This is a genomic window from Methylophilus sp. 42, assembly GCF_000384155.1.
Taxonomy (GTDB): Bacteria; Pseudomonadota; Gammaproteobacteria; order Burkholderiales; family Methylophilaceae; genus Methylophilus.
Genome location: NZ_KB913031.1, coordinates 731,452 through 753,359, shown reverse-complemented (window position 1 = coordinate 753,359; position 21,908 = coordinate 731,452). Strand labels below are relative to the sequence as shown.

At 44.2% G+C, this 21,908-nt stretch carries 22 protein-coding genes and 2 tRNA genes; 8 read left to right on the top strand and 16 right to left on the bottom strand.

Features of this window, described 5'->3' with window-relative positions; translation table 11 throughout:
• Positions 1-151: 151 nt before the first annotated feature.
• Entirely contained in the window at positions 152-2,350 is a 2,199-nt protein-coding gene (locus tag MET42_RS0103660) for an OsmC domain/YcaO domain-containing protein (protein ID WP_019881431.1), read from the bottom strand.
• Positions 2,351-2,439: 89 nt separating this feature from the next.
• The gene (rlmF, locus tag MET42_RS0103655) at positions 2,440-3,357 is read right to left on the bottom strand and encodes a 23S rRNA (adenine(1618)-N(6))-methyltransferase RlmF (protein ID WP_019881430.1); all 918 of its coding nucleotides are present in this window, start codon (positions 3,355-3,357) and stop codon (positions 2,440-2,442) included.
• A 161-nt stretch (positions 3,358-3,518) separates the two neighbouring features.
• Here rlmF and MET42_RS14320 point away from each other — a divergent pair, with 161 nt between their 5' ends.
• Positions 3,519-3,731, top strand: coding sequence for a hypothetical protein (locus MET42_RS14320; RefSeq protein WP_157380504.1), 213 nt, complete (start codon positions 3,519-3,521; stop codon positions 3,729-3,731).
• Between the two features lie 60 nt (positions 3,732-3,791).
• Positions 3,792-4,223, top strand: coding sequence for a lysozyme inhibitor LprI family protein (locus tag MET42_RS0103645; protein ID WP_019881428.1), 432 nt, complete (start codon positions 3,792-3,794; stop codon positions 4,221-4,223).
• Positions 4,224-4,364: 141 nt separating this feature from the next.
• Here MET42_RS0103645 and MET42_RS0103640 read toward each other — a convergent pair whose 3' ends face one another.
• Entirely contained in the window at positions 4,365-5,003 is a 639-nt protein-coding gene (locus tag MET42_RS0103640; protein WP_019881427.1) for a PEP-CTERM sorting domain-containing protein, read from the bottom strand.
• A gap of 210 nt (positions 5,004-5,213) precedes the next feature.
• The gene (locus MET42_RS14765) at positions 5,214-5,570 is read right to left on the bottom strand and encodes a hypothetical protein (protein ID WP_157380503.1); all 357 of its coding nucleotides are present in this window, start codon (positions 5,568-5,570) and stop codon (positions 5,214-5,216) included.
• 633 nt (positions 5,571-6,203) lie between these two features.
• Here MET42_RS14765 and MET42_RS0103635 point away from each other — a divergent pair.
• From MET42_RS0103635 to MET42_RS0103625, 3 genes are all read left to right on the top strand, one after another.
• Entirely contained in the window at positions 6,204-8,465 is a 2,262-nt protein-coding gene (locus tag MET42_RS0103635) for a nitric-oxide reductase large subunit (RefSeq protein ID WP_019881425.1), read from the top strand.
• Positions 8,466-8,491: 26 nt separating this feature from the next.
• A complete protein-coding gene (locus tag MET42_RS0103630) occupies positions 8,492-8,695 on the top strand; it encodes a hypothetical protein (protein WP_019881424.1) in 204 nt (67 codons plus the stop codon).
• A gap of 144 nt (positions 8,696-8,839) precedes the next feature.
• The gene (locus tag MET42_RS0103625; RefSeq protein WP_019881423.1) at positions 8,840-9,025 is read left to right on the top strand and encodes a hypothetical protein; all 186 of its coding nucleotides are present in this window, start codon (positions 8,840-8,842) and stop codon (positions 9,023-9,025) included.
• A 399-nt stretch (positions 9,026-9,424) separates the two neighbouring features.
• Here the strand turns inward: MET42_RS0103625 and MET42_RS0103615 are convergent, their stop codons facing one another.
• The 3 genes from MET42_RS0103615 to MET42_RS14905 form a co-directional block, all read right to left on the bottom strand.
• On the bottom strand, positions 9,425-9,697 hold the full coding sequence (locus MET42_RS0103615; protein WP_019881420.1) for a hypothetical protein: 273 nt from the start codon (positions 9,695-9,697) through the stop codon (positions 9,425-9,427).
• A 123-nt stretch (positions 9,698-9,820) separates the two neighbouring features.
• The gene (locus tag MET42_RS0103610; RefSeq protein ID WP_019881419.1) at positions 9,821-10,198 is read right to left on the bottom strand and encodes a hypothetical protein; all 378 of its coding nucleotides are present in this window, start codon (positions 10,196-10,198) and stop codon (positions 9,821-9,823) included.
• A 152-nt stretch (positions 10,199-10,350) separates the two neighbouring features.
• A complete protein-coding gene (locus MET42_RS14905; RefSeq protein WP_232411278.1) occupies positions 10,351-11,022 on the bottom strand; it encodes a hypothetical protein in 672 nt (223 codons plus the stop codon).
• 125 nt (positions 11,023-11,147) lie between these two features.
• Here MET42_RS14905 and MET42_RS0103595 point away from each other — a divergent pair, with 125 nt between their 5' ends.
• From MET42_RS0103595 to MET42_RS0103585, 3 genes are all read left to right on the top strand, one after another.
• The gene (locus tag MET42_RS0103595; RefSeq protein ID WP_369751513.1) at positions 11,148-11,864 is read left to right on the top strand and encodes an RNA polymerase sigma factor; all 717 of its coding nucleotides are present in this window, start codon (positions 11,148-11,150) and stop codon (positions 11,862-11,864) included.
• 52 nt (positions 11,865-11,916) lie between these two features.
• Positions 11,917-12,765 carry a FecR family protein gene (locus tag MET42_RS0103590; RefSeq protein ID WP_232411277.1) on the top strand — a complete coding sequence of 283 codons (849 nt, stop codon included), beginning with the start codon at positions 11,917-11,919 and terminating at the stop codon, positions 12,763-12,765.
• A gap of 88 nt (positions 12,766-12,853) precedes the next feature.
• Positions 12,854-15,247: a TonB-dependent siderophore receptor gene (locus MET42_RS0103585; RefSeq protein WP_019881414.1), complete on the top strand. Its 2,394-nt coding sequence runs from the start codon at positions 12,854-12,856 to the stop codon at positions 15,245-15,247.
• A 224-nt stretch (positions 15,248-15,471) separates the two neighbouring features.
• Here MET42_RS0103585 and MET42_RS0103580 read toward each other — a convergent pair whose 3' ends face one another.
• The 9 genes from MET42_RS0103580 to ffh all read right to left on the bottom strand — a co-directional run bounded on the left by MET42_RS0103580 (position 15,472) and on the right by ffh (position 21,827).
• Positions 15,472-16,023, bottom strand: coding sequence for a hypothetical protein (locus tag MET42_RS0103580; protein ID WP_232411275.1), 552 nt, complete (start codon positions 16,021-16,023; stop codon positions 15,472-15,474).
• Positions 16,024-16,292: 269 nt separating this feature from the next.
• On the bottom strand, positions 16,293-16,601 hold the full coding sequence (locus tag MET42_RS0103575; RefSeq protein ID WP_019881412.1) for a hypothetical protein: 309 nt from the start codon (positions 16,599-16,601) through the stop codon (positions 16,293-16,295).
• A gap of 353 nt (positions 16,602-16,954) precedes the next feature.
• A complete protein-coding gene (locus MET42_RS0103570; protein ID WP_232411274.1) occupies positions 16,955-17,326 on the bottom strand; it encodes a hypothetical protein in 372 nt (123 codons plus the stop codon).
• 400 nt (positions 17,327-17,726) lie between these two features.
• Positions 17,727-18,020, bottom strand: a complete 294-nt coding sequence (locus MET42_RS0103565; protein ID WP_019881409.1) for a hypothetical protein — start codon at positions 18,018-18,020, stop codon at positions 17,727-17,729.
• A gap of 36 nt (positions 18,021-18,056) precedes the next feature.
• Positions 18,057-19,232 carry a hypothetical protein gene (locus MET42_RS0103560; protein ID WP_232411269.1) on the bottom strand — a complete coding sequence of 392 codons (1,176 nt, stop codon included), beginning with the start codon at positions 19,230-19,232 and terminating at the stop codon, positions 18,057-18,059.
• Between the two features lie 81 nt (positions 19,233-19,313).
• Positions 19,314-19,392, bottom strand: a tRNA-Met gene (locus MET42_RS14760).
• 126 nt (positions 19,393-19,518) lie between these two features.
• Entirely contained in the window at positions 19,519-20,004 is a 486-nt protein-coding gene (locus MET42_RS14755; RefSeq protein ID WP_157380502.1) for a hypothetical protein, read from the bottom strand.
• 247 nt (positions 20,005-20,251) lie between these two features.
• Positions 20,252-20,327 (bottom strand) — tRNA-Lys (locus MET42_RS0103555).
• A 138-nt stretch (positions 20,328-20,465) separates the two neighbouring features.
• On the bottom strand, positions 20,466-21,827 hold the full coding sequence (gene ffh, locus MET42_RS0103550; RefSeq protein WP_019881406.1) for a signal recognition particle protein: 1,362 nt from the start codon (positions 21,825-21,827) through the stop codon (positions 20,466-20,468).
• Positions 21,828-21,908: the final 81 nt, after the last annotated feature.

Below are 21,908 nucleotides of genomic sequence, written 5' to 3'. Positions count from 1 at the left end.
AACACCAATCTGGACTAACGAGGTAACAACTTGAGGTATTTCAGAACCGCTGCGTTGATTGGTAGTGCGCAGGGTATGGCTATTATACGCGTGATTCGACTATTTCTAATCTATTGAATATATTTGGATTTTCACGCCTATTTGCCACCACTCACCCGGCTGCCACTTTAGCCCGTGCCGCATGTATTTTTCTATAGCTGTCGATCAGGCGCTGGTGCCTGTCCAGACCTTCCAGTTGCATACTGGTTGGCGTCAGGCCATAAAAGCGCACGCTGCCATCGACTGAACCGATCACCGCATCCATGCGTGTATCACCAAACATGCGGCGGAAGTTGGTTTCGTAATCGGCAAGTGCTAGTTCGTCATCCAGCAATACTTCCAGTACCACATTCAAAGCCTGGTAAAACAATCCGCGCGCCAGTGAGTTGTCGTTATATTGCAAAAAGGCACCCACCAGGTCATGGGCTTCTTCAAACTGCTGTAAAGCGAGCTGAATCAGCAGCTTCAGCTCCATTACTGTGAGCTGGCCCCAGTCAGTGTTCTCGTCAAACTCAATGCCAATCAGGGTAGCAATGTCGCCGTAATCATCCAGCTCATTATTTTCCAGGCGCTCCAGCAAGGCTTCCAGGCGGTCATCGTCCAAGGTGTGCAGGTTGAGGATATCTTCGCGAAATAGCAGCGCCTTGTTCGTGTTATCCCAGACCAGATCTTCTACCGGATACACTTCCGAATACCCCGGCACAAGGATGCGGCAAGCGGTCGCGCCTAATTGGTCATACACAGCTACGTAAGTTTCTTTGCCCATCTCGGCCAGCATGCCAAACATGGTCGCGGCTTCTTCGGCATTAGCATTTTCGCCCTGGCCGGAAAAATCCCACTCCACAAACTCATAATCCGCTTTGGCACTGAAAAAGCGCCACGACACCACGCCACTGGAATCAATAAAGTGTTCAACAAAGTTATTCGGTTCTGTCACCGCTTCGCTGGCAAAGGTCGGCTGCGGCAAATCATTCAGGCCTTCAAAGCTGCGGCCTTGCAGCAACTCAGTCAGGCTACGTTCGAGCGCCACTTCCAGCTTGGGATGCGCACCGAATGAAGCAAACACGCCGCCGGTGCGCGGATTCATCAAGGTAACGCACATCACAGGATATTCACCTCCCAGCGACGCATCTTTCACCAGCACCGGAAAGCCCTGCTCTTCCAGCCCTTGAATGCCAGCGACCACACCAGGGTATTTCGCCAGCACGTCCTGCGGCACATCTGGCAAGGCAATTTCACCCTCAATGATTTCACGTTTGACTGCACGCTCAAAAATCTCGGATAAACATTGCACCTGTGCCTCCACCAGCGTATTACCCGCACTCATGCCGTTGCTGACAAACAGGTTTTCCACCAGATTGGTTGGGAAATACACGGTTTCGCCATCCGACTGGCGTACAAAAGGCAATGAACAGATGCCGCGCTCAGCATTGCCGGAATTGGTATCTATCAGGTGTGAACCACGCAGCTCGCCATCCGGGTTATAAATCTCCAGGCAATAGTCGTCCAGAATTTCTTTCGGCAGGGCATCCTTGCGGCCAGGCTTAAACCAGCGCTCGTTCGGGTAATGCACAAATGGAGCATTGGCAATCTCTTCACCCCAGTAAGATCCAGCATAAAAGTGGTTGTTACTCAGCCGCTCAATATACTCGCCCAAAGCCGACGCCAGCGCGCTTTCCTTGGTCGATCCTTTGCCATTCGTAAAACACATCGGTGAATGCGCATCGCGGATATGCAACGACCATACATTGGGAATAATATTGCGCCACGACGCAATCTCAATTTTGATGCCCAGGCTCGCCAGCAAGCCAGACATATTGGCGATGGTTTGCTCCAACGGTAAATCTTTGCCAGTGATATAAGTCTGTGACTCTGTGCCCGGATTAACGGTGAGCAAAGCCTGCGCATCGGCATCCAGGTTCGCGACCTCTTCAATGATGAAATCGGGGCCAGCCTGCACTACTTTCTTCACTGTGCAGCGGTCTATCGAACGCAAAATACCGACACGGTCTTTTTCAGAAATATCGGTCGGCAACTCAATCTGGATTTTGAAAATCTGCTTGTAGCGGTCTTCGGGGTCAACGATATTGTTGTGCGACAGGCGGATATTGTCGGTTGGAATATTGCGTGTGCTGCAATACAGTTTGACAAAATAAGCTGCACACAACGCAGAAGAAGCCAGAAAGTAATCGAACGGGCCAGGGGCCGAGCCATCGCCTTTATAGCGGATAGGCTGGTCAGCAATCACCGTGAAGTCATCAAACTTGGCCTCAAGACGTAGCTTATCGAGAAAGTTGACTTTGACTTCCATGGCGAAACTCCAAATGCTGCAAAAAAGATAAGGGCGCTATTATCCCTCACAACGCCTAAGCCACCTAAGGGTAAATGGCAAGCTGCTGATTAAATGCGCTTTTTAGCAGGCATAGGCTGAAACGTCCACGCCACAAATCGGCTTTGTTTCTGGCCCTGCGCCATCTCCACCGTTTTCACCGTCACTGCCTGCACTTTCTTCAGCTCACGGTAGATCAGCGGCAAATTGCTGGCTTTAGAAACCAGCGTGGTGAACCACACACACTGCTTGGAGAATTGTTTGCTCTCGCTAATCATGATGCTTAAAAATGCCGCCTCACCACCCTCACATACCAGCTCATTCGATTGCCCGCCAAAATTCAGTGCCTGCGGAGGCCGCTTGCCCAACCCGCGCCATTTGCGCTGCGACCCCGCCTGTGCTTCTGCGGCTGACGCATGAAAAGGTGGATTACATAACGTAACGGTAAATTGCTCGCCCGGCAAAATCACTCCCTTGAAGATTGATGCAGGGTTAGGCTGCTGACGCAAAGCGATCTGTTGCTGCAAGCCATTTTCCTCAACAATCTGCTGCGCATTACGCAAGGCTTTGGCATCAATATCCACGCCTAGACATTCCCAATGATAAGCATGCGCCGCAATCAGCGGATAAACCAGATTGGCACCCGTGCCGATATCCAACAGGCGTACTTGTTCGGGGTTTAAATCTGGATGGCTTTCTGCCAATAAATCCGCCAGATAATGCACATAATCCGCCCGCCCCGGGATAGGCGGACATAAGTAATGCTTTGGAATATCCCACTCAGCGACGCCGTAATACTGTTTGAGCAAAGCCTGATTCAGCGCCTTCACCGCTTGCGGGTTGGCAAAATCGATCGACGCATCGCCGTAAGCATTAGGCCGCACAAAACTGGCCAGAGGCGGATATGCTTGCACCAGCACAGCAAAATCATAACCCGCGCGATGCAGGTTACGCGGGTGCAAGGTAGAGGCGGTGTGGTCAGGCTTCATGAAGTCAGAGCAGAAAGAATGTGGGCTAGCGTAGCAGACCAGGCATTATTTCACACCAGGTTATAAAACGGATGCCTAGTTGTTATACTTGTTTGAACTATTAGCCCACAATATTCTGGACTCAATATCAATTGGGCAGCCAACGCCGAAAGCGACTAACCATGAAAACAACATCATCCTTAATGCTTATCCTGCTTATTGTTTTAAGCGTCACTATGACTGCCTGCACCAATAAAGCCTGGTACGAAGGCGTGAAAGAAGGCGCAAAAAACAACTGCCGCAGCCAGCCCCCAGGCGAAGTTGAGCCATGCTTAGAGCGGCTGAATACCAAAACATATGAAGACTATGAAAAAGAGCGCTCTGGCCAGAAATAATCATAAATCGCTGTAGATTTAGATACACAGTTACTTCAACAGACTATCAGCCAGGTACATATGCATTTATTAAAACGCTTACTCATCGTATGGATTAGCATTTTTTCAGTATCTGCCTTTGCAGACATGGCAATCGAACCAACGCAACACGCCATTGACGCATGGTATGAAGAGAAAATGGCCGAAGAGACCGTGAACTCTACTGCAGACATGCGCAATATTACCAATCAAGCGCGCATAAAGTGGGATGCAGAGATGAACATTGTGTATAAACGCTTGATGAAAAAATTGAGCCCCTCTCAACAAGCTGCGCTGCGCAAAGCCCAACAACAATGGCTTAAATACAGAGATGCTGAAGGCAAGGTGATCAGTGAGATTGTTTCATCACAACAAGGCACGATTCATCAGTTGTCCGGCACCAACCTAGGCATGCAGTTAGTGCGGGCACGGGCCTTGAGCTTAATCGCATACGAACAAGCGCTTGAAAAATAACTCGGCGCATTTACTTTTTCTGCTACAGATCACACAACACTGAGCTTTAAATTTTAAATCGCCAGGCACCAGAGATATGAGGATGGAAGCATCAACAAAAAAGCCGACCATAAAGTCGGCTTCTTAACTGGGTGATTCAAATTACTGGCGATTACGGCGTACCGAAAGTCCTGCCAAGAATAAACCAGCCAACAACATACCGTAAGTTTCAGGCTCAGGTACAGGTGCAGCCACAGCAGGAGCTACAGATAAATTATCCAGCGTTGGATAAGGTAGCCCGGTAATAGAAACCGTGTTGAAAGCTGCAGTGGAGATTGCACCAAAAAATGAATAGGTCGTACTACCAAGCAGCGTGAAAGTGTCACCATTGCCCAGCTTTACCGTAAAGGTTTCCGCATCGCCATAAAACTGCCCAAAATTAAACCCGACAGCATTAGTGTAAGAGGCCAAAGTAATGGTCAAAGTGTTGGTTGGGATGCCCGATTGCCACTCAAGGTAATTTGATTTGTGATAAGCCGCATCGTAATCTAAGTTTTTATTGACACCGTACAATTGACCATCATTATCAAGCTTGTAAGTGATCCCCCCTAGCGTCGTACCACTGCCATAAAAGACATTATTAGTACCACCGCCAGTAAAGTCATACTCGTTGTAAGTTTCAGTCGTAATAATCCCAGCAACATCATCAGACCAACTTGAGAAGTCTGCGTACTCAGTTGTGGCGGCAAAGGCAGAGTTTGCTGCAAAAGATAGCAAGCCCGCAATAAATACTGATTTCATGCTCATAGTAGCCTTGTAAACATTAAAGAATTTTTTAGTTTTCGCAGATTATCACCACGACCTTATCTCATCAATAGTAATTATGGGCTATTTCCAGACATACATGACGACTCTTGCGACCGACTCCATGCTCGCTTTCACAACAAGCCAACATCACGGCCAACAATTGCCACCGAGATTACGTCGCCCCCCTGATTGCCTGCCTATTGCTCAAAGTGTGTGTCTATGGGCAGGGTTTGGGCTGTGAAACGAGTACTTAGCCAGCAATCTTTGACTTACCCATTGCATTACTTTTTCTTTCCCTGAAGGCGAGTAATAACTGAAATGTGGAAATCCAATAATATCAACCTCTCGCCCATCAATACTCGTCTTGAATGCTTTTATCTGCCAGTCACCGTGACCAGATTCGCAATATTCAATTTGACCTTGGTATTTATTGTGTAAATATAAGAATGGTGAAGGATTGCTATTACCAAAGACCAAAATAGCTTTTGGTTTTACAATGCTAATAATTGCTTCATGCACAGGCCAACACACATCGGCTAGGGAATGTTTTACCCCGCTCAAAATAAGTCACCTCATTTCAAACGGTCCTAGTGGCAAACCATGCCCTGAACAGAATAATGAAGGATCAGATCCCAACCGCATATGGGATTTCTTCCTAATATTAATGGGAGTGTCAGGTCTTCTTTGACAGCTGGATTACGAGTACTTATATTGAATAAACATCCATCCTTTCCCGAGGAAACCGATGATTAAAGCCTGGCATTCCTCCGAGTGTTGGGCTTTTTCTTTATCTATCGCCAACCCCTTTGTATGGATAACCCCCACACCCAGTCAACATAACGGCCAACAACTGCCACCGGGATTACCGCCGTATCAGCTAGCCCCTGATTACTTGCCTATAGCTCAAGACGAGCGACTATAGGCAGGGTTGAGGGCTCCGAATAAGTAATTTCCAGAGGCTCGACTCGTCGACCTTACGGTCCCGATACTGTCCAGCTATTCGAGAGCGCTGGAGGACTATCAAACATCTAAATATTGTTTTTTTAAGAATCCATTTATTGATCTATCGCAAGCTCAAAGAGGGACATATTTTATAGTCTAGACTTGCATCATCGTCACGGTCACATTAATAATGCACTGTGCAAATTGTATTTATTTTGTACAGCAGCCTCCATATAAGAAAGAGAGCGTTTCATGGGTATATATAAAAAGTTTTGGCTCATCCTCATTGCAGTACTCATAGTTACATTTACTATTCTGGGCTATATGGGCGCCGAGGTTTATCGTTCAGCACCACCGATTCCCAAGAGCGTGATGAGCAATGACCATCAACTTGAATTTAAAGAAGCTGACATTCTGACGGGGCAATCACACTGGCAATCAATTGGTGGAATGCAAATGGGCTCAATATGGGGACATGGCGCTTACCAAGCGCCAGACTGGACTGCCGATTGGTTACATCGTGAATTGATCGCTTGGCTGAATTTAGCAGCTCAGGAAACCTATAGTTCAAGTTATGACATGCTGGATCCTGTTAAACAAGCAGGCCTGCGTGAGATGCTCAAGCAAGAATATCGCAGCAATCGACTGGATGACCAAGGCATCTTGTCACTGACACCACGTCGCGCTAAAGCGGTGCAACAAACCGCCGCATATTACGGAGCATTGTTTTCTGATGCACCAGAGCTTAAGAAAACCCGTATCGCATATGCCATGAAAGACAATACATTGCCCGATGCGAAGGCCAGGAAAAAGATGGCATATTTCTTTTTCTGGACATCGTGGGCAGCAGCAACCGAGCGTGCCGAGGGAGCGGTAACATACACCAATAACTGGCCTCATGAGCCCTTGATCGCCAACAAACCGAGCAGCGAGAATATCCTTTGGTCCATGGGCAGTATTGTATTTTTGTTGGCTGGCATAGGGCTGCTAATTTTAGGCTGGACAGCATTACGCAAAGAAGATGATGTACCTCCCAAAGCAGGCAAGCTTGATCCTATTACCAGTTTCGCATTAACACCCTCGCAGCAAGCCCTAGGAAAATACCTGTTTATTGTGGTTGCCTTGCTGATATTCCAAGTGTTTATTGGTGGGTTTACTGCACATTACACGGTAGAAGGCCAAGAGTTTTATGGCGTTGACGTATCACAATGGTTTCCCTATTCACTCACCCGTACCTGGCACATCCAGAGTGCTTTATTCTGGATCGCCACCGGCTTTCTGGCCGCTGGATTATTTTTGGCACCGATCATTAATGGCGGCAAAGATCCTGCATATCAAAAACTAGGGGTGAATATTCTGTTTATCGCTTTACTGATTGTGGTCACAGGTTCTTTCCTTGGCCAATATTCAGCGATCGCTCACCTAATACCAACTGCATTTAATTTCTGGTTTGGGCATCAGGGCTATGAATATATAGACCTTGGCCGTTTCTGGCAGATTGCATTATTTGTTGGCCTGTTATTGTGGCTAGGTTTAATGCTTCGCTGCATGATCCCCGCGCTTAAGGCAAAAGATAGCGATAAAAATCTACTGGCATTATTGACCGCTTCGGTGATTGCGATTGGTTTATTTTATGGCAGTGGCCTGTTCTATGGTGAACATAGCAATCTCTCGGTGATGGAATACTGGCGTTGGTGGGTTGTGCACCTGTGGGTGGAAGGTATTTTCGAGGTATTTGCCACTGCAGCGTTGGCCTACATTTTTATGTCACTTGGCCTGGTATCTAGGTCTGTTGCAACAACCACTAGCTTGGCATCAGCATCGTTGTTTATGGTTGGTGGCATTCCGGGTACGTTCCATCACCTTTATTTCTCTGGAACGACTACGCCAGTTATGGCAATCGGCGCCAGTTTCAGTGCGCTAGAAGTTGTTCCTTTACTTGTGCTCGGTCATGAAGCGTGGCATCACTGGCACTTGCATAAACGAGCAATATGGCTTGAGAACTTACGTTGGCCTTTATGTTGCTTTGCAGCGGTCGCTTTCTGGAATATGCTGGGCGCAGGCGTATTTGGTTTTCTAATCAATCCACCTATTTCTCTATATTACATTCAAGGGCTCAACACGACAGCGGTACACGCTCATGCTGCACTGTTTGGTGTATATGGCTTCCTTGCTATCGGCTTCTGCCTGCTAGTGTTACGATATATCCGCCCGCACGTAATCTTTAACGAAAAGCTAATGAGAACAGGCTTTTGGGCGCTCAATATCGGATTATTGTTAATGATATTTACCAGCCTCTTGCCGATTGGTTTTATGCAATTCCAAGCCAGCTTTAACGAAGGCCTCTGGTACGCACGTAGTGAGGAGTTCATGCAACAACCATTATTGCAAACCCTAAGATGGGTAAGAACCTTTGGGGATGTTGTCTTCATTATTGGGGCCTTATCCATTGCAAGCCAAGTTACACTGAGTCTTTTGGATAGGAAGCCGCACCATCATATAAGTACTGTTTAATTACAATTGAGCAGAAGGGTTTCCATATGAGCATTCAACACTACGCGCCAGGTGAAGTGATCAACATTAGTCCTGATGGCGCCAAATTTGAGTCTGCCAAATCGGAAACCTTAATACGCGAAAGCCATATTGAGGTTTTCAGGTTTATTTTAAACGCAGGCAAAACCACACCAGAGCATACAGCAGCCGGTGCTGTCACTATTCAGTGTATGAAGGTGAGGTTGAATTGAATCTGGCAGGACAAATCAGAATTCTGAAAGCAAATACTCTGGTTTATTTGAGTGCGGGTGCCAGCCATACAGTTAAAGCTCTTTCGGACAGTACGCTACTGATTACGATCTTACTGCAACGCGAATAATAGAAAGGAAGCCACGATGGCAGATAAATTACAAACCAACGTCAACAACCCTTCTGATCAAGAGGCAAACACGCATGCAGACAAGAAAAAAACTAAAAAATATCACCTAGGCATAGAGCAGGCGCTTGAAGAAGAAATTGGGTTAGAGGTTGAGCATGGCCTGCTCTCTGAAAGCGAGCTTAATAGCGGGAATGACATTTAACCTCTCCCTGTTGCGAACCACAAAAACAAAAAAAACCTAAAGCGTTGACCTTAAGTCTCTTTATAAACCACTCTTGTAAGCCGAACACGGCACACGCACAATTGGAATGGGGGAGCAGATATCTTTGCACTATTATTTACTCAAACAAGAACACCCATCCGAGAAAGCTTGCTAACAACAATCCAATTACCGGGAAGACTTTTAACAGCAAATAAATAACCCATATAACTCTGACTATTACAAGAACCCCTGTCCAATACAATATTCTGATGATTAAATTTATATACTCAGACATAAATACATTTCTTTGGCGCCTAACAAACAGAATTATATTGCAAGCATCCACATAGGGTAGACTATCTGGTGGTAGCGAGGAGGCTAGCTAATTAATAACTCAAGTTATTTTTTACTGTAGGGCAACCCAATATTATTGCTTTTGCAGATTGCTTCATAATGCACCAGAATCTCAAATAAATGCTCCTGCATCTCTTCGATTTCAGCCCTTAGCTCGCTAACATCTTCTTCATGCAGTAATTTATTCATTCGCTCGACTCGCTGCAGCATTGAGCTTAGGCTATCCCCTTGAAACACAACGCCCGGATATTTTCTGTCTCTGAGTTGGACGACAGCAAAGTTAGTTGGCTCGCTTAATAGTTTTACGTCTTCGCTCATGCTCACTCTTAAAGCTAATAAAAATATCTAGTTAGTTTACCTCACTACAAAACAAAAAAGACCCAAGGCGTTAACCTTGAGTCTCTCTATAAATGGCGACCTCTCTGTGAGTCGAACACAGAACTAGAATATTTCCATAACATGAGATTCCCCAATAGGTGGAAAGTTAAATATAACCGATTCATATTGACCCTCAACTGTTTCAATATCGACTGAATCACCACTATCAAACGTAATATTCAGAGAATATGGAGAGTTTAGCTTAGCTTTGTTCGGTATTTGTCTAACAAGCAATCCCCACGGACTTGAGTTTGGAAATTCATTCCACTCGTAAACCGTCCCGCCTATTGTGGCAAACATTCGCTCTGTACACTGAATATTGAAGTTAGAAAAATTAATATTCAACACATAAGTAGCTAGTAAAATTGAGTCGACATACTCTTCACCACTTGAAAAATGGCCATTAAGAATTTCGACGATATCTTCAGTATAACTAATCATTTTTTATTCCATTGATACATGAATTTTTTAAATTAGTGAGTTCAAGACAATCTTCAAGCAATTACAACTTACCTTACCATAAAACAAAAAGACCTAAGGCGTTAACCTCAAGTCTCATGATGTTCTATTCTCCTAGCAATCGAAGTTGATTATCATCCTTTCAGCTTGAAACTCTTGAGCAGATTTTGGATTGATTGCCGCATACCTGACATAACCACTTCATGTTTTCTTAAAACTCCAGATGCGTTGGCAAATAGTTCAGGCTGAAGAAACAATAAAGGTAGATCAGCAACTACCACACCACGATTTTGGCGCGAAAGAATTTCATCAGCATAAGCCAGAGCATTCTCCACAGACTTTCTTAATCGAAATGAACTAGTTTCTGTAATAAGAGACTTCAGAACCATTTCGTACTCTATTATGGAAGGGGCATCAGGTAATGTAGCAGCGGCTATCTGCGCTAAGGGAGACATATTTGGTGCTGGTGCTCTATAAGCAATCAAAGTATCAAGAGCCATTAGTTGTTTGGCTCCATCAGAAGACAACCAAAGCTTTATTCGTGACCAAGGTGTTCCTAACAAAGCAGCCCCTTCTCCCCAATGTGTAGAAACAGGTGAATTTACTGTGGCTTCAAGCCAGTCAATAGCTTCTGTACATCCTGTGTATGCGACTAAATAGGAGTTGGATGAACGCAAACCAGGAGACTGACTGTAAAGCACTTCAATCAACCACGAAAGTGCAATTTGTGGACCACTTTCACGGAGCTGTAGTGCAAATGGTTCATGGAGCAAACGTGAATCTGCTTTTTGAAGGCCTATATTCATAAAAGCTCAACAGTAGTTTAACTTGAGAGCTAGTTTACCCCACCCCAAACAAAAAAGACCCAAGGCGTTAGCCTCAAGTCTCATAATGTACTGCCCACCTAACAATCGAACCTGATTATCAACGCTTGTCACTCCCGCCTGGAAAACTCCTAATTACCACGCCAAGCCAACATAGCGGCCAACGATTGCCACCGAGATTACCGTCGTATCAGCTAGTCACTGACTGGTTAGTCGCGACTCAAAGCAGAAGGTATTTTGAATTTATTGCAAATGGGAATTATTATCAATATACTCCAAAAACTATTGAATGCGTTTCTAAGACCTCCATCTTGCAGACACACCCCGCACAAACTAAGCTACTTTCATCGTTCGTCCTCCATTACGACGGACTAGTTAAATATATACATCGCTATTTTGGAAACTATCAATTTGCTAACGATGTTGTCCAAGATGTTTGCATTCATTTAATGGAAAACCCCATTTCAACTGAAATTGAATTCCCATTATCTTATTTACGTAAAGCCAGCTTCAACCAAGCACTTGATAAGCGAAAGTACATTAAAGTATGCGAAGAATATGCTGCAACTGTAGAACCCGATTCAGAAGCGCATTATCACGATGGTGCAGCGGCATTAGAGCTCAAACAAAAAATTGAACAATTCAAACGCATCATCGATAATCTTCCCCAGAAACAAAGGCTGGTTTTCCTGATGCATCAGTTGCACGAAATGCCACATAAGGAAATTGCAACCGAAATGGGGATTTCTCCTAATATGGTTTCACGCCACTTCAATAAGGCAATGGACAGCATTACCATTGCCAGAAAACAATTAGGTCTTTAGAATCCATCAACCCTTGCCTAACAAGGCGCTGTATTTCTTTAAGAATTACATTGTGAATCACACTCCCCAACCCTCAGAAAAACCAGAGCCATCATCTGCAACCCATACAGAAATGACTTACCTTTCTGCCGGGAAAAATCACTATCCAACAAAATCAGAACTCATTGCCGAAGCTAATCTGCTTCGAGAAAAGTCTGCCCACCGTAAGAATACCCTCAAAGGTACAGTTGCTCTAGCTTGTACATTGCTGGCCATTTGGGGCATTAACCCGGAAATTGGGTCTGAAAGTTTTTCAACCAACTATTCAGAACGCTTGAATATCACCCTGAAAGACGGCAGTGCTGTTCTTTTAAATGCTAACTCCAGTTTGATCTCATCCAATAGACTCAGGTCTAGAGAGGTATTACTTGTTAAAGGCGAAGCATCATTCACGGTCAAGCATGAGATTCGGCCATTCATAGTAAATGTTGATCGCGCAAGTATCCTGGATATTGGTACAGTGTTTAACATTACAAAATGGAACAACTCGTTCGTTACTACTGTGACGAAGGGCGAAGTTGAGTTTCGTATGGGAGAAGCTAAACAAAGACTAATCACTGGTCGTTCAATTCAGGTGACAGGAGATGTTGCTAGTGCCCCATATCAAGCAGACCTGGAAATGATTACAGCGTGGCAATCCGGCAAGATTATGTTCAATGGCACGCCATTAAAAGAAGTGATTTCACAAATACAACGATATCGGAAAGAACCCATTATCCTGGATGAGCATATTCAAAATGTAAGAATTACGGGGATCTACGACATCAACAAAATTGAGACTCTTTTAGACAGTTTACCTTCAATATTTGCCATTAAAGTTAATCGTCTTGCAGATGGCGAAATAAGAATTTCAAAGAAATAATTCAAATAGACGTGCTAATTTCATTTAGATGAATCGTTTATAGATATGTAGCGCATTTACTTAAGCGCTAATTATCTTTGAGGGAAATATGAAATTAGATAACACGCTTCTACCGCACAAGCGCAATCAGCTTATTCGTTTTTCAATTGCAGCAATATTGTCATGCAGTATGTTTGCGCATGCTGCGACAACCAATCTTGATATTCCAGCTCAACCGCTTGATCAAGCTATTTATTCATTAGCCAAACAAACAGGTCAAAGTATTGCATTCTCCACTGAAATGACAAATACGCTGAGAGCTCCTCCGGTCAAGGGGAATTACAGCATAGAACAAGCCTTAGAAATTATGCTTACAGGCTCTGGCCTCACGCTTCAAAAAAACGCGGGTGGATATGCCATCATTAAGGCAGTAGACAGGAAGGTCGAAACGCTTCCAGAAGTAAATGTGTCCGCGGTTAAAGACAAAGCTGAGGAAACCGCTGCAACACCGATAAAAGGCTACGTCGCCAAACGTGCTACCACAGCAACAAAAACTGACGCTTCAATTCTTGAAACACCCCAAGCCATTTCAATCATTACCCGTGATGAATTGGATATGCGAAATGTGCAACGCGATGGAGATGCTCTACGTTACATGTCTGGAGTCATCAGCGAAAACTATGGCGCTGATATCCGGCCTGGGTATGATATTGGTACGATTCGAGGCTTTGATGCTTCTACGACTGGGATGTATCGAGATGGTCTACGTGAAACCAACGGTTTGTGGTCACGTGTCTCTACCGACATTTCAACAACAGATCGCATTGAAGTACTCAAAGGGCCATCGTCTGTACTTTATGGTCAAAGTGAACCTGCGGGGGTCATAAACAAGATCACAAAAAAGCCCACTGACTCCCCATTACGACAAATTGAACTGCAGGCAGGTAATTTCAATCGCTATCAAGGTTCCATCGACGTAGGTGGCCCAGTGAATGATGACAACACTGTACTTTATAGAGTGATAGGTTTAGTTCGCGACAGCGAGTCCCAATATAAATACAACAATAATCATAGAAGCAAAGATGACCGTGAGGTATTTGCGCCATCCATTACACTAAAACCAACCGACAAAACTACTCTGACATTGCAGTTGGACTATTTGCACGCGAAAACCGGAGTTCCTTTTACTGTAGGCACAGCAACCTCATCAACTCACACCATGCTTGGTGATTACACTTATGACAAGAACGAACGTACACAGATAAATTACGGTTATCTATTCGAACATATTTTTAGCGATTACTTCACTGTGCGCCAGAATTTACGCGTCAGCAATGTTGATTTCCAATATAAGCGCATGGGAGCAGATGCCATGGTTGGTAACTTGATAGCACGCTCCAGAAGTATTATTGATGAACAGCTAAATGGCGTTGCTTTGGATAACCAGGCACAAATCAAATTTGACACAGGCTCAATCAAACATACCGCACTTGCTGGTGTTGATTTCCAGAGATCATCTTACACGAACCGCAGTGGTGATGCCGCACCAGCCACTGCTGATGACTTGCTCGATCCAATCAATCCTGTATACGGATTGCACTTTTCCAATCCGGCTTATACAAGTAAAAACTATCAGTCCATTCGTCAGGTAGGCCTTTATTTACAGGACCAGGTCAAATTTGACGACCATTTGGTACTCACTTTGAGTGGCCGCAAGGATTTAGCTGGCATTGATACCAAGAACAAACTGACAGGCACTAAGCATGATCAGAATGATGATAAATTCACTTATCGTGCTGGCCTTGCCTATGTATTTGATAGTGGTTTTGCACCGTACATCACACATGCAACTTCTTTCAATCCATCTATTGGCATAGATGCTGCTGGTAGATCTCTGAAACCGACTACGGGTAAACTTAACGAAATTGGCCTTCGATATATTCCTCCAGGTCGCAATGACTCTTACACATTCTCGTTATATGAGCTAACTCAGAAAAATGTGGTTGTCTACAATTCCGTCACCTTTGATGCGCTCCAGGCTGGTGAAATTCGTTCGCGCGGCATGGAGTTCGAAGTCAAAACTAATCTACTGCAAGACCTCAATCTGATTACAGCATTCACCTTACAGGATGTTGAGATTACAAAAACTGGAAATAATATTGGTCTAGGTAATAAAGGCGATAGCCCCATCTATGTCCCAAAGAAATCCGTATCATCCTGGCTTGATTATAGACTCTCGTCAGGAGCATTATCAGGGCTTGGGATTGGCGGCGGTGTGCGCTATGTGGGGCATAGCAACGGAGGAGACCCGTGGGGTGGGGTGACCTATGAGAGTGAGTCATATACAGTATTTGATGCTGCAATTAATTACACCAAAAACCAATGGCGCTTCGCTCTTAATATTAATAACTTGTTCGATAAGCAATACACCATTTGCGGTTATAGCGGTTGCACTTGGGGCTATGAACGTACGGCTATTGCTACGGCAAGATATAACTTCTGATCTAAGTTAATCAACGCAAGTTAAAGCATTATAGAAAAACCAAAATAAAAAGCTGGCATCGTAAGAGCCAGCTTTTTTGGTTAAGCACCTAATCTCGAACATCCAAGCCAACATAACGGCCAACGATTACCAACCGGGATTACCGTCGTATCAGCCAGCCCCTGGTTATTTGGCTATGGCTCAAGACGTGCGACTATCGGCAAGGTTGGGGGGCTGCGGGTAGATCAATCTCGTTGACTTCCAAGCACTTCAAAAGAGGTTACATAAGGACCAATAATCGTTTGATTGCCATCTAGCTTAATCTTATCGCCTACCTTTAGATGTCGATAATTGAACAGTCTAGAAGTTAAAACCAAATAATATGACTGCTTAGTTTCTACATCTTCTAGCTCCAAAGACACATTATGAGATTTGTAGAAGTTTGTTTTTTTGATCACCACCTGCTCCTCAAAGTGAGAGCTAGGCAACACTTTCGTAAACATTCCTAAAAAAATTGGGCTATCCCATGCAATCATGAAGGAGAAAAAGATAGCTCCCAATGTAATAGCAATTCGATCGCGATAATTAGTGTTTTTTTCAGATGAACGATTGATAGATAAAAAAAATAAAACACTACAAATAAACAGCATGTTTATCAATGAAATTAAAAATCTCGATCCAATATTGAGGCTGTGCATAAATGGAAGAATACCAATCACCACCTGAATCAACATAGGTATAAATAAAGTTAAGAGGAAATAAAGTGCAATGAACCAACCAATGCTTTGCTTCCACACAGGGACCTTATTAGATCTAGATCGCTTCATTTGTTCTTTTCATTGATACTTAAACATAAGCAACAAGTTTACCTCACCACAAAACAAAAAAGACCCAAGGCGTCAACCTTGAGTCTCTCTATAAATGGTGGTCCCTCTGTGAGTCGAACAAAGCACCAACGGGTTATTAGTCAGGCTCTAATCCAGCATGAGCTAAGGGGCCGGAATTGGCCTTAACATCAAAGCTCAACGGCACTGAATCCATTAGCTGGAGGATCTTATTAGAACGCTTACCGGATCTTTGAGCCATTGGGATTTACTGCTTCCTCATCGCGGCGAGTAGTGTAGTACTGCTTCTTGTGATCAAGTTCGTAGAAGAGGACGCCATGGATGCCCATCGCCTCAGGTTTTCGCACACGACGCTTCCAAATTTCTGAGAACGCAGCATCAAGCTTCTCAACCGGCCCTCGTGCCATGACCTCATTAATAAAGGCTATGTCTTGGTTTGGGGGAAAGATAAGCCAGAATTCCTCGTCTGTCGCCGCAAAAATGTCGTACACGCAGTTGTCCGCGCCATCGATGACCTGAATGTTTTTCATGTGCTCAAATTTAATTATTACAGTCAGCAAAACTATAGTTTACCTCACCACAAAACAAAAAAGACCCAAGGCATTAACCTCAAGTCGCATCTTGCACTGCCCACCTCTTTTATCTAACTTTCCACTCCACGCCAAGCCGACATAACGGCCAACGATTTCAACCTGGATTACCGTCGTATCAGCCAGCCTCTGATTGCTTGGCCATGGCTCAAGGCGTGCGATTATGGATAAGATTTGGGCTGCGAGTGGGTGAGTTTCGTGGTCGATTCGAGGGTGGCAGTTTGAAAATCTAAAAATAGCGGAATGCTGAAAAGCTGAGATTGCCAGTACATCCTCACTCTTGAATAGTGAGTTTAATTATCCTCAGTACAAAATTTTGGAGGTGCTGTAGGCCCGATAAACCCACCACATTGGGCACAAACTCTACCACGCTTCCAGATTTGCGGATCATCAACTAAGGTTTTTTCTGACTCTTTAAAAGTAATTATTTCAGCATGTATTTCATCGTTATTACGTGTTGATAATCGAACCTCTTTTACGTCAAAGCTAAGGTTTTTTCCTATCCAATTTAACTTATAACTTTCTCTGGGTTCAAGAATTAACATGTCTTCGACTGTTTTCCAAGTTCCATTGCCACCGTTATTATAATCGCAGCCATTCAAACGCCATCTGAAAGTGCCAGTCTTATTAATTTGCAAATTGATTGCATCCCATGTTTTTGGCAAGTGAAATACTCCATTAAAGCTTGCTGACAACTCTTCCTGAGCCAAAACAAGCAATGAATATAGTGCAATAAATATCAACAACGTAAAACGGATCATAATTTGGACGGGCTATAGAATATTGTTAATTTAACTTAGTTTACCTCACCCAAAACAAAAAAGACCCAAGGCGTTAACCTTGAGTCTCGTCTTGAACCGCCCACTTGAGCATCGAACTTTAATATCACCGGTAGACGCTTTCACTTGGAAAACTCCAAGTTCCCACGCTAAGCCAACATAACGGCCAGCGATCTCTAACGGGATTACCGTCATATCAGCCAGCCCCTGATCATTTGGCTATGGTTCAAGGCGTGTGACTATGTTTGGGGCAGCGCGTGAGCGAATTTTGGCAGTTTACTCACACTCACTTTTTGATAGGCTGATTTCTCCAACGGAATCGCCAAAGCAAACCGCATGCAGTAATGATACTTACAGTAAATGAAATAATGAATGTTGCTAAAACTTGTCCCAAGCCCTCTAAACCAAATGCAAAATCATCAGCTAGCTCAGCCCTATCAGTTATGTGATGCTGAAGCATATATTGATTAACGAAATAGTCATCGGAAATTTCAGTGGCTATAAGTGCAATCGCCAAGGCAATAACAACAACTAGAATACTTCTCCCAACAAATCTCACGACAAACTTTATGGAAGGCATATGAGCAGGGTCTCAGTTAAGAATGGGTAAGTTGAATTATTCATTTAGTGATGTATTACATTGACTCTTACAAGGCTTCAGTTGCTGATCACGACTCACTTTTAAGCTGCCAATATAATCAGATTTCTTACTATTAGAATATACGATATGCAGATCCCTTCCATATGGCGCTTCGTCAAAGTCCCAAGCCCAATAAGTTCGACCTTTATTTGCATTGAATAAGAAAAACTCTCCACTTTCTGGCAGCTTAACTTTCCGTTTAAGCTCCACACTGAGAACTTTGCTTTGTTGATCTAATGTATTTCTCAAACGATCATGTTGCTCATTGGGCAATACACTTTTCATTGTCACACTATCCTCTTTCGGTTGAAGACTTGGATCAATTTGAGATTCATTCACGTCCAGGCCAAGTAAACTCCAATAAATATCTTGATAGATATATCCTCTTCTCCCGAATCTAGAGATTACACTTTCCTTTCCTGAATTATCAAAGTCTCCTGTACTCCAGCCGCTAGAATAAAAAACCTCGAGTCCTGCAGGTGGTAAATATTTGTGCGGCCATGCAACATTTATAAAGAGGGCGTTATTATCGTTATCTTGAATCAATTCTCTTAATTTCCTACATGCCGGATGTCTACAAGTTGTGTCGGCTTTTGCGATTGTTTGCATGAAACAAACATTTTGCTTTTCATATTTATTATCAGTAATCCTTTTAATCCGGCTTACCAATAAACCGTCAGAATCTCCCGTATCTGTATAAACAAAATAGTTATGTCCTTCAAATCTTACTAATTGAGGATCTCTAAGAACGCCGAGGTCTAGCGAAAATTTTAAAATAAGGTCTTTACCATCTTGCAGACTCCCTTCAGCAAGAGCATAAACTTCAGCATTTGTATACCTACCACTTCCTTCAACATTCCAAACAAGTAAATCATCAACACTATCGTCATCAACATCTACAATCATGGCTCCATCAGAGTAATAATGATGTTCAAGTAAATCAAGATTAGCTTTATCAAGAATTTCTTGCTCTAGATTGTTAAGGTATCTGCTGGGATTAATTGTTTTTGCGACTGAGTCGGCTAATAAAGGTGCAAGCTGAGCACAAATATTTTGATTGGCTTCAGTCGCTGCTAATGTGAAAACAGAATAGACGAGAGAAAAGGCAGAGGCGATTAAATTAATTACTCTTAGAGACATGTCTTCAATCAAGATTGGAATTTTGACCCTAATATATCTCACCAGCACAAAACAAAAAAGACCCAAGGCGTTAACCTTGAGTCTCTCTATAAATGGTGGCCCCTCTGTGAGTCGAACACAGCACCAACGGATTATGAGTCCGCTGCTCTAAACTATGATTCCCCACTAAACCAGCATAATAGTCAACGATTTCCGCTGTGACTAACGTCGTATCAGCTTAACATCTGATGGTTTTTTAAAGATGCCCTTTGTCTTACCTTTATACGCAAGGCTGGTAAGTATAAACATACCATACTGCTTAAAAGCATTTGCATGGCCCACGATTTCCTTCGCCCTGACTTACAACTTTAGTAACAATCTTACCCGAGTCAGACTCGTCAAAAAAACGAAACTCTGTTCCAGCATTAACAATAGTACCAAGCTCATGACAAGACACAGTGTAGTTATGTCTAGCAGCCACATCTAAATCTAACGTTCCGTGAGTTACACCAGCGGTATCTGCGTATTCACATATCAGATTTAAGGTGTGCCTTCCAGGTGTAAGCTTTATTGGCAAAGGTTCTCTTGGCCCTTTAGATACGTAATATCCATCTATTCCTATTAGACGAGCACGGCTTGTATTAAATAAATTCTTTGTTAACAATCCGCGAATAGTTGATATGTGCTCAATTGGTAGTGATGGCTCAACATAAAAACCTGACAGCTTAGGAGGAGGTTGCACACTAGCGCACCCAACTGTAGCAAGAGTGGTTATGATTAAAGTCGCCAAAGTTAGTTTATTCATAATTACATAGCCCTACATGATATTGAAAATATTATACTTTCCTTGATGAATATTTTGCAGTGGCAATGTTTTGAAGCAACGAGCTGGTGAATGTGTGGAGGGGGGAAGGCTAACAGGTCAATCGGCAAAGAATCCTGAAATGCCGGAATTCTGAAAAACTGCAAACACCAGTTATGCGCGGAACATTGAAACCTGGAATACTGAAAAGAAAAACGGCTCACATTTCTGCGAGCCGTCTTTTGTATTTTGGTAGGGTGTGCGGGGATCGAACCCACGACAAACGGATTAAAAGTCCGCTGCTCTACCAGCTGAGCTAACACCCCATCTGTTTCTTGTCTGCCGCTTGTTTTGCGTCAAATTTGAAAGAACGCGATTATGGGGGATGAATTAAATTTGGTCAATGCTGTTTTTGCTTTTTTTGTATAAAAAGTTTATTTTTTTATTCATCCCGTTTTTTCGCTTTACATTCCGGGAAATTTACCGCCCATCATGCTGCCCATCCCGCGCATCATTTTTGCCATGCCGCCTTTGCTGAACATCTTCATCATCTTTTGAGTTTCTTCAAACTGGTTGAGCAGGCGGTTCACTTCTTGCACTTGCACGCCGCTACCAGCCGCAATGCGTTTTTTACGCGTGGCTTTAATCAGCTCAGGTTTGCGGCGCTCTTCTGGTGTCATGCTATTAATAATGCCTTCGAGGCGACGCAGCGATTTATCGACGTCGTCAGTATTGATCTTTTGCGCCATGCCTGAGATTTGCGAGGGCATTTTGTCCATGAGTGAGGCCATGCCGCCCATCTTTTGCATTTGCATCATTTGCGCTTTAAAGTCTTCGAGGTCGAACTTGGCGCCGGACTTAATCTTATCGGCGACTTTTTGCGCTTCGGCCATGTCGACCTTTTTATGCGCTTCTTCAATCAGGCTAAGCACATCGCCCATACCTAAAATACGGCCCGCCATACGGTCGGGGTGGAAAGGTTCCAGGCCATCCACTTTTTCGCTGACACCGATAAACTTGATTGGCTTGCCAGTCACGTGGCGCACAGAGAGTGCCGCACCGCCGCGCGCATCACCGTCCAGCTTGGTGACGATGACGCCGGTGAGTGGCAAGGTTTCGCCAAAGGCTTTGGCAGTGTTGACGGCATCCTGGCCTTGCATGGCGTCAACCACGAACAGGGTTTCAGTCGGCTTGAGGTAAGCATGCAGGTCCTTGATTTCGGCCATCATGGCTTCATCAATCGCCAAACGGCCCGCCGTATCAAAGATCACTACATCGTAGTAACTCTTTCTAGCCTGGTCCATGACCTGCGCAGCAATATCGAGTGGCTTTTGCTGTGGATTGCTGTCAAAGCAGTCAATCTCCAGCTGTTTGGCCAAGGCTTGCAACTGCGTGATTGCCGCCGGACGATAGACGTCTGCACTAGCCAGTAACACTTTCTTCTTTTGTTCTTTCAGCAGTTTGGCCAGTTTGCCGGAGGTGGTGGTTTTACCAGCGCCTTGCAAACCTGCCATTAAAATCACTACCGGTGGCACCGCTGCCAGGTTAAGGCCTTCGTTGGCTTGCCCCATGAGCGCAGTCAGCTCCTGGTTGACCACCTCGATCACGGCCTGGCCCGGAGTCAGGCTTTGCAAGACATCGCGACCATTGGCCCGCTCTTTGACGCGGGTAATGAAGTCTTTAACGACAGGCAACGCCACATCAGCTTCAAGCAAGGCCATGCGTACTTCGCGCATAGCATCGGCAATATTTTCTTCGGTCAAACGTGCTTGGCCGCGCAAATTTTTAATCACGCCCTGCAAGCGGCCGGTCAGGTTTTCCAGCATGGAATGCCTTTCTTTCACAACAAGTGAATATTCGATGACCTGAATTTTACCTCATGCCAGCCCAACCCTAAAATAAACTAA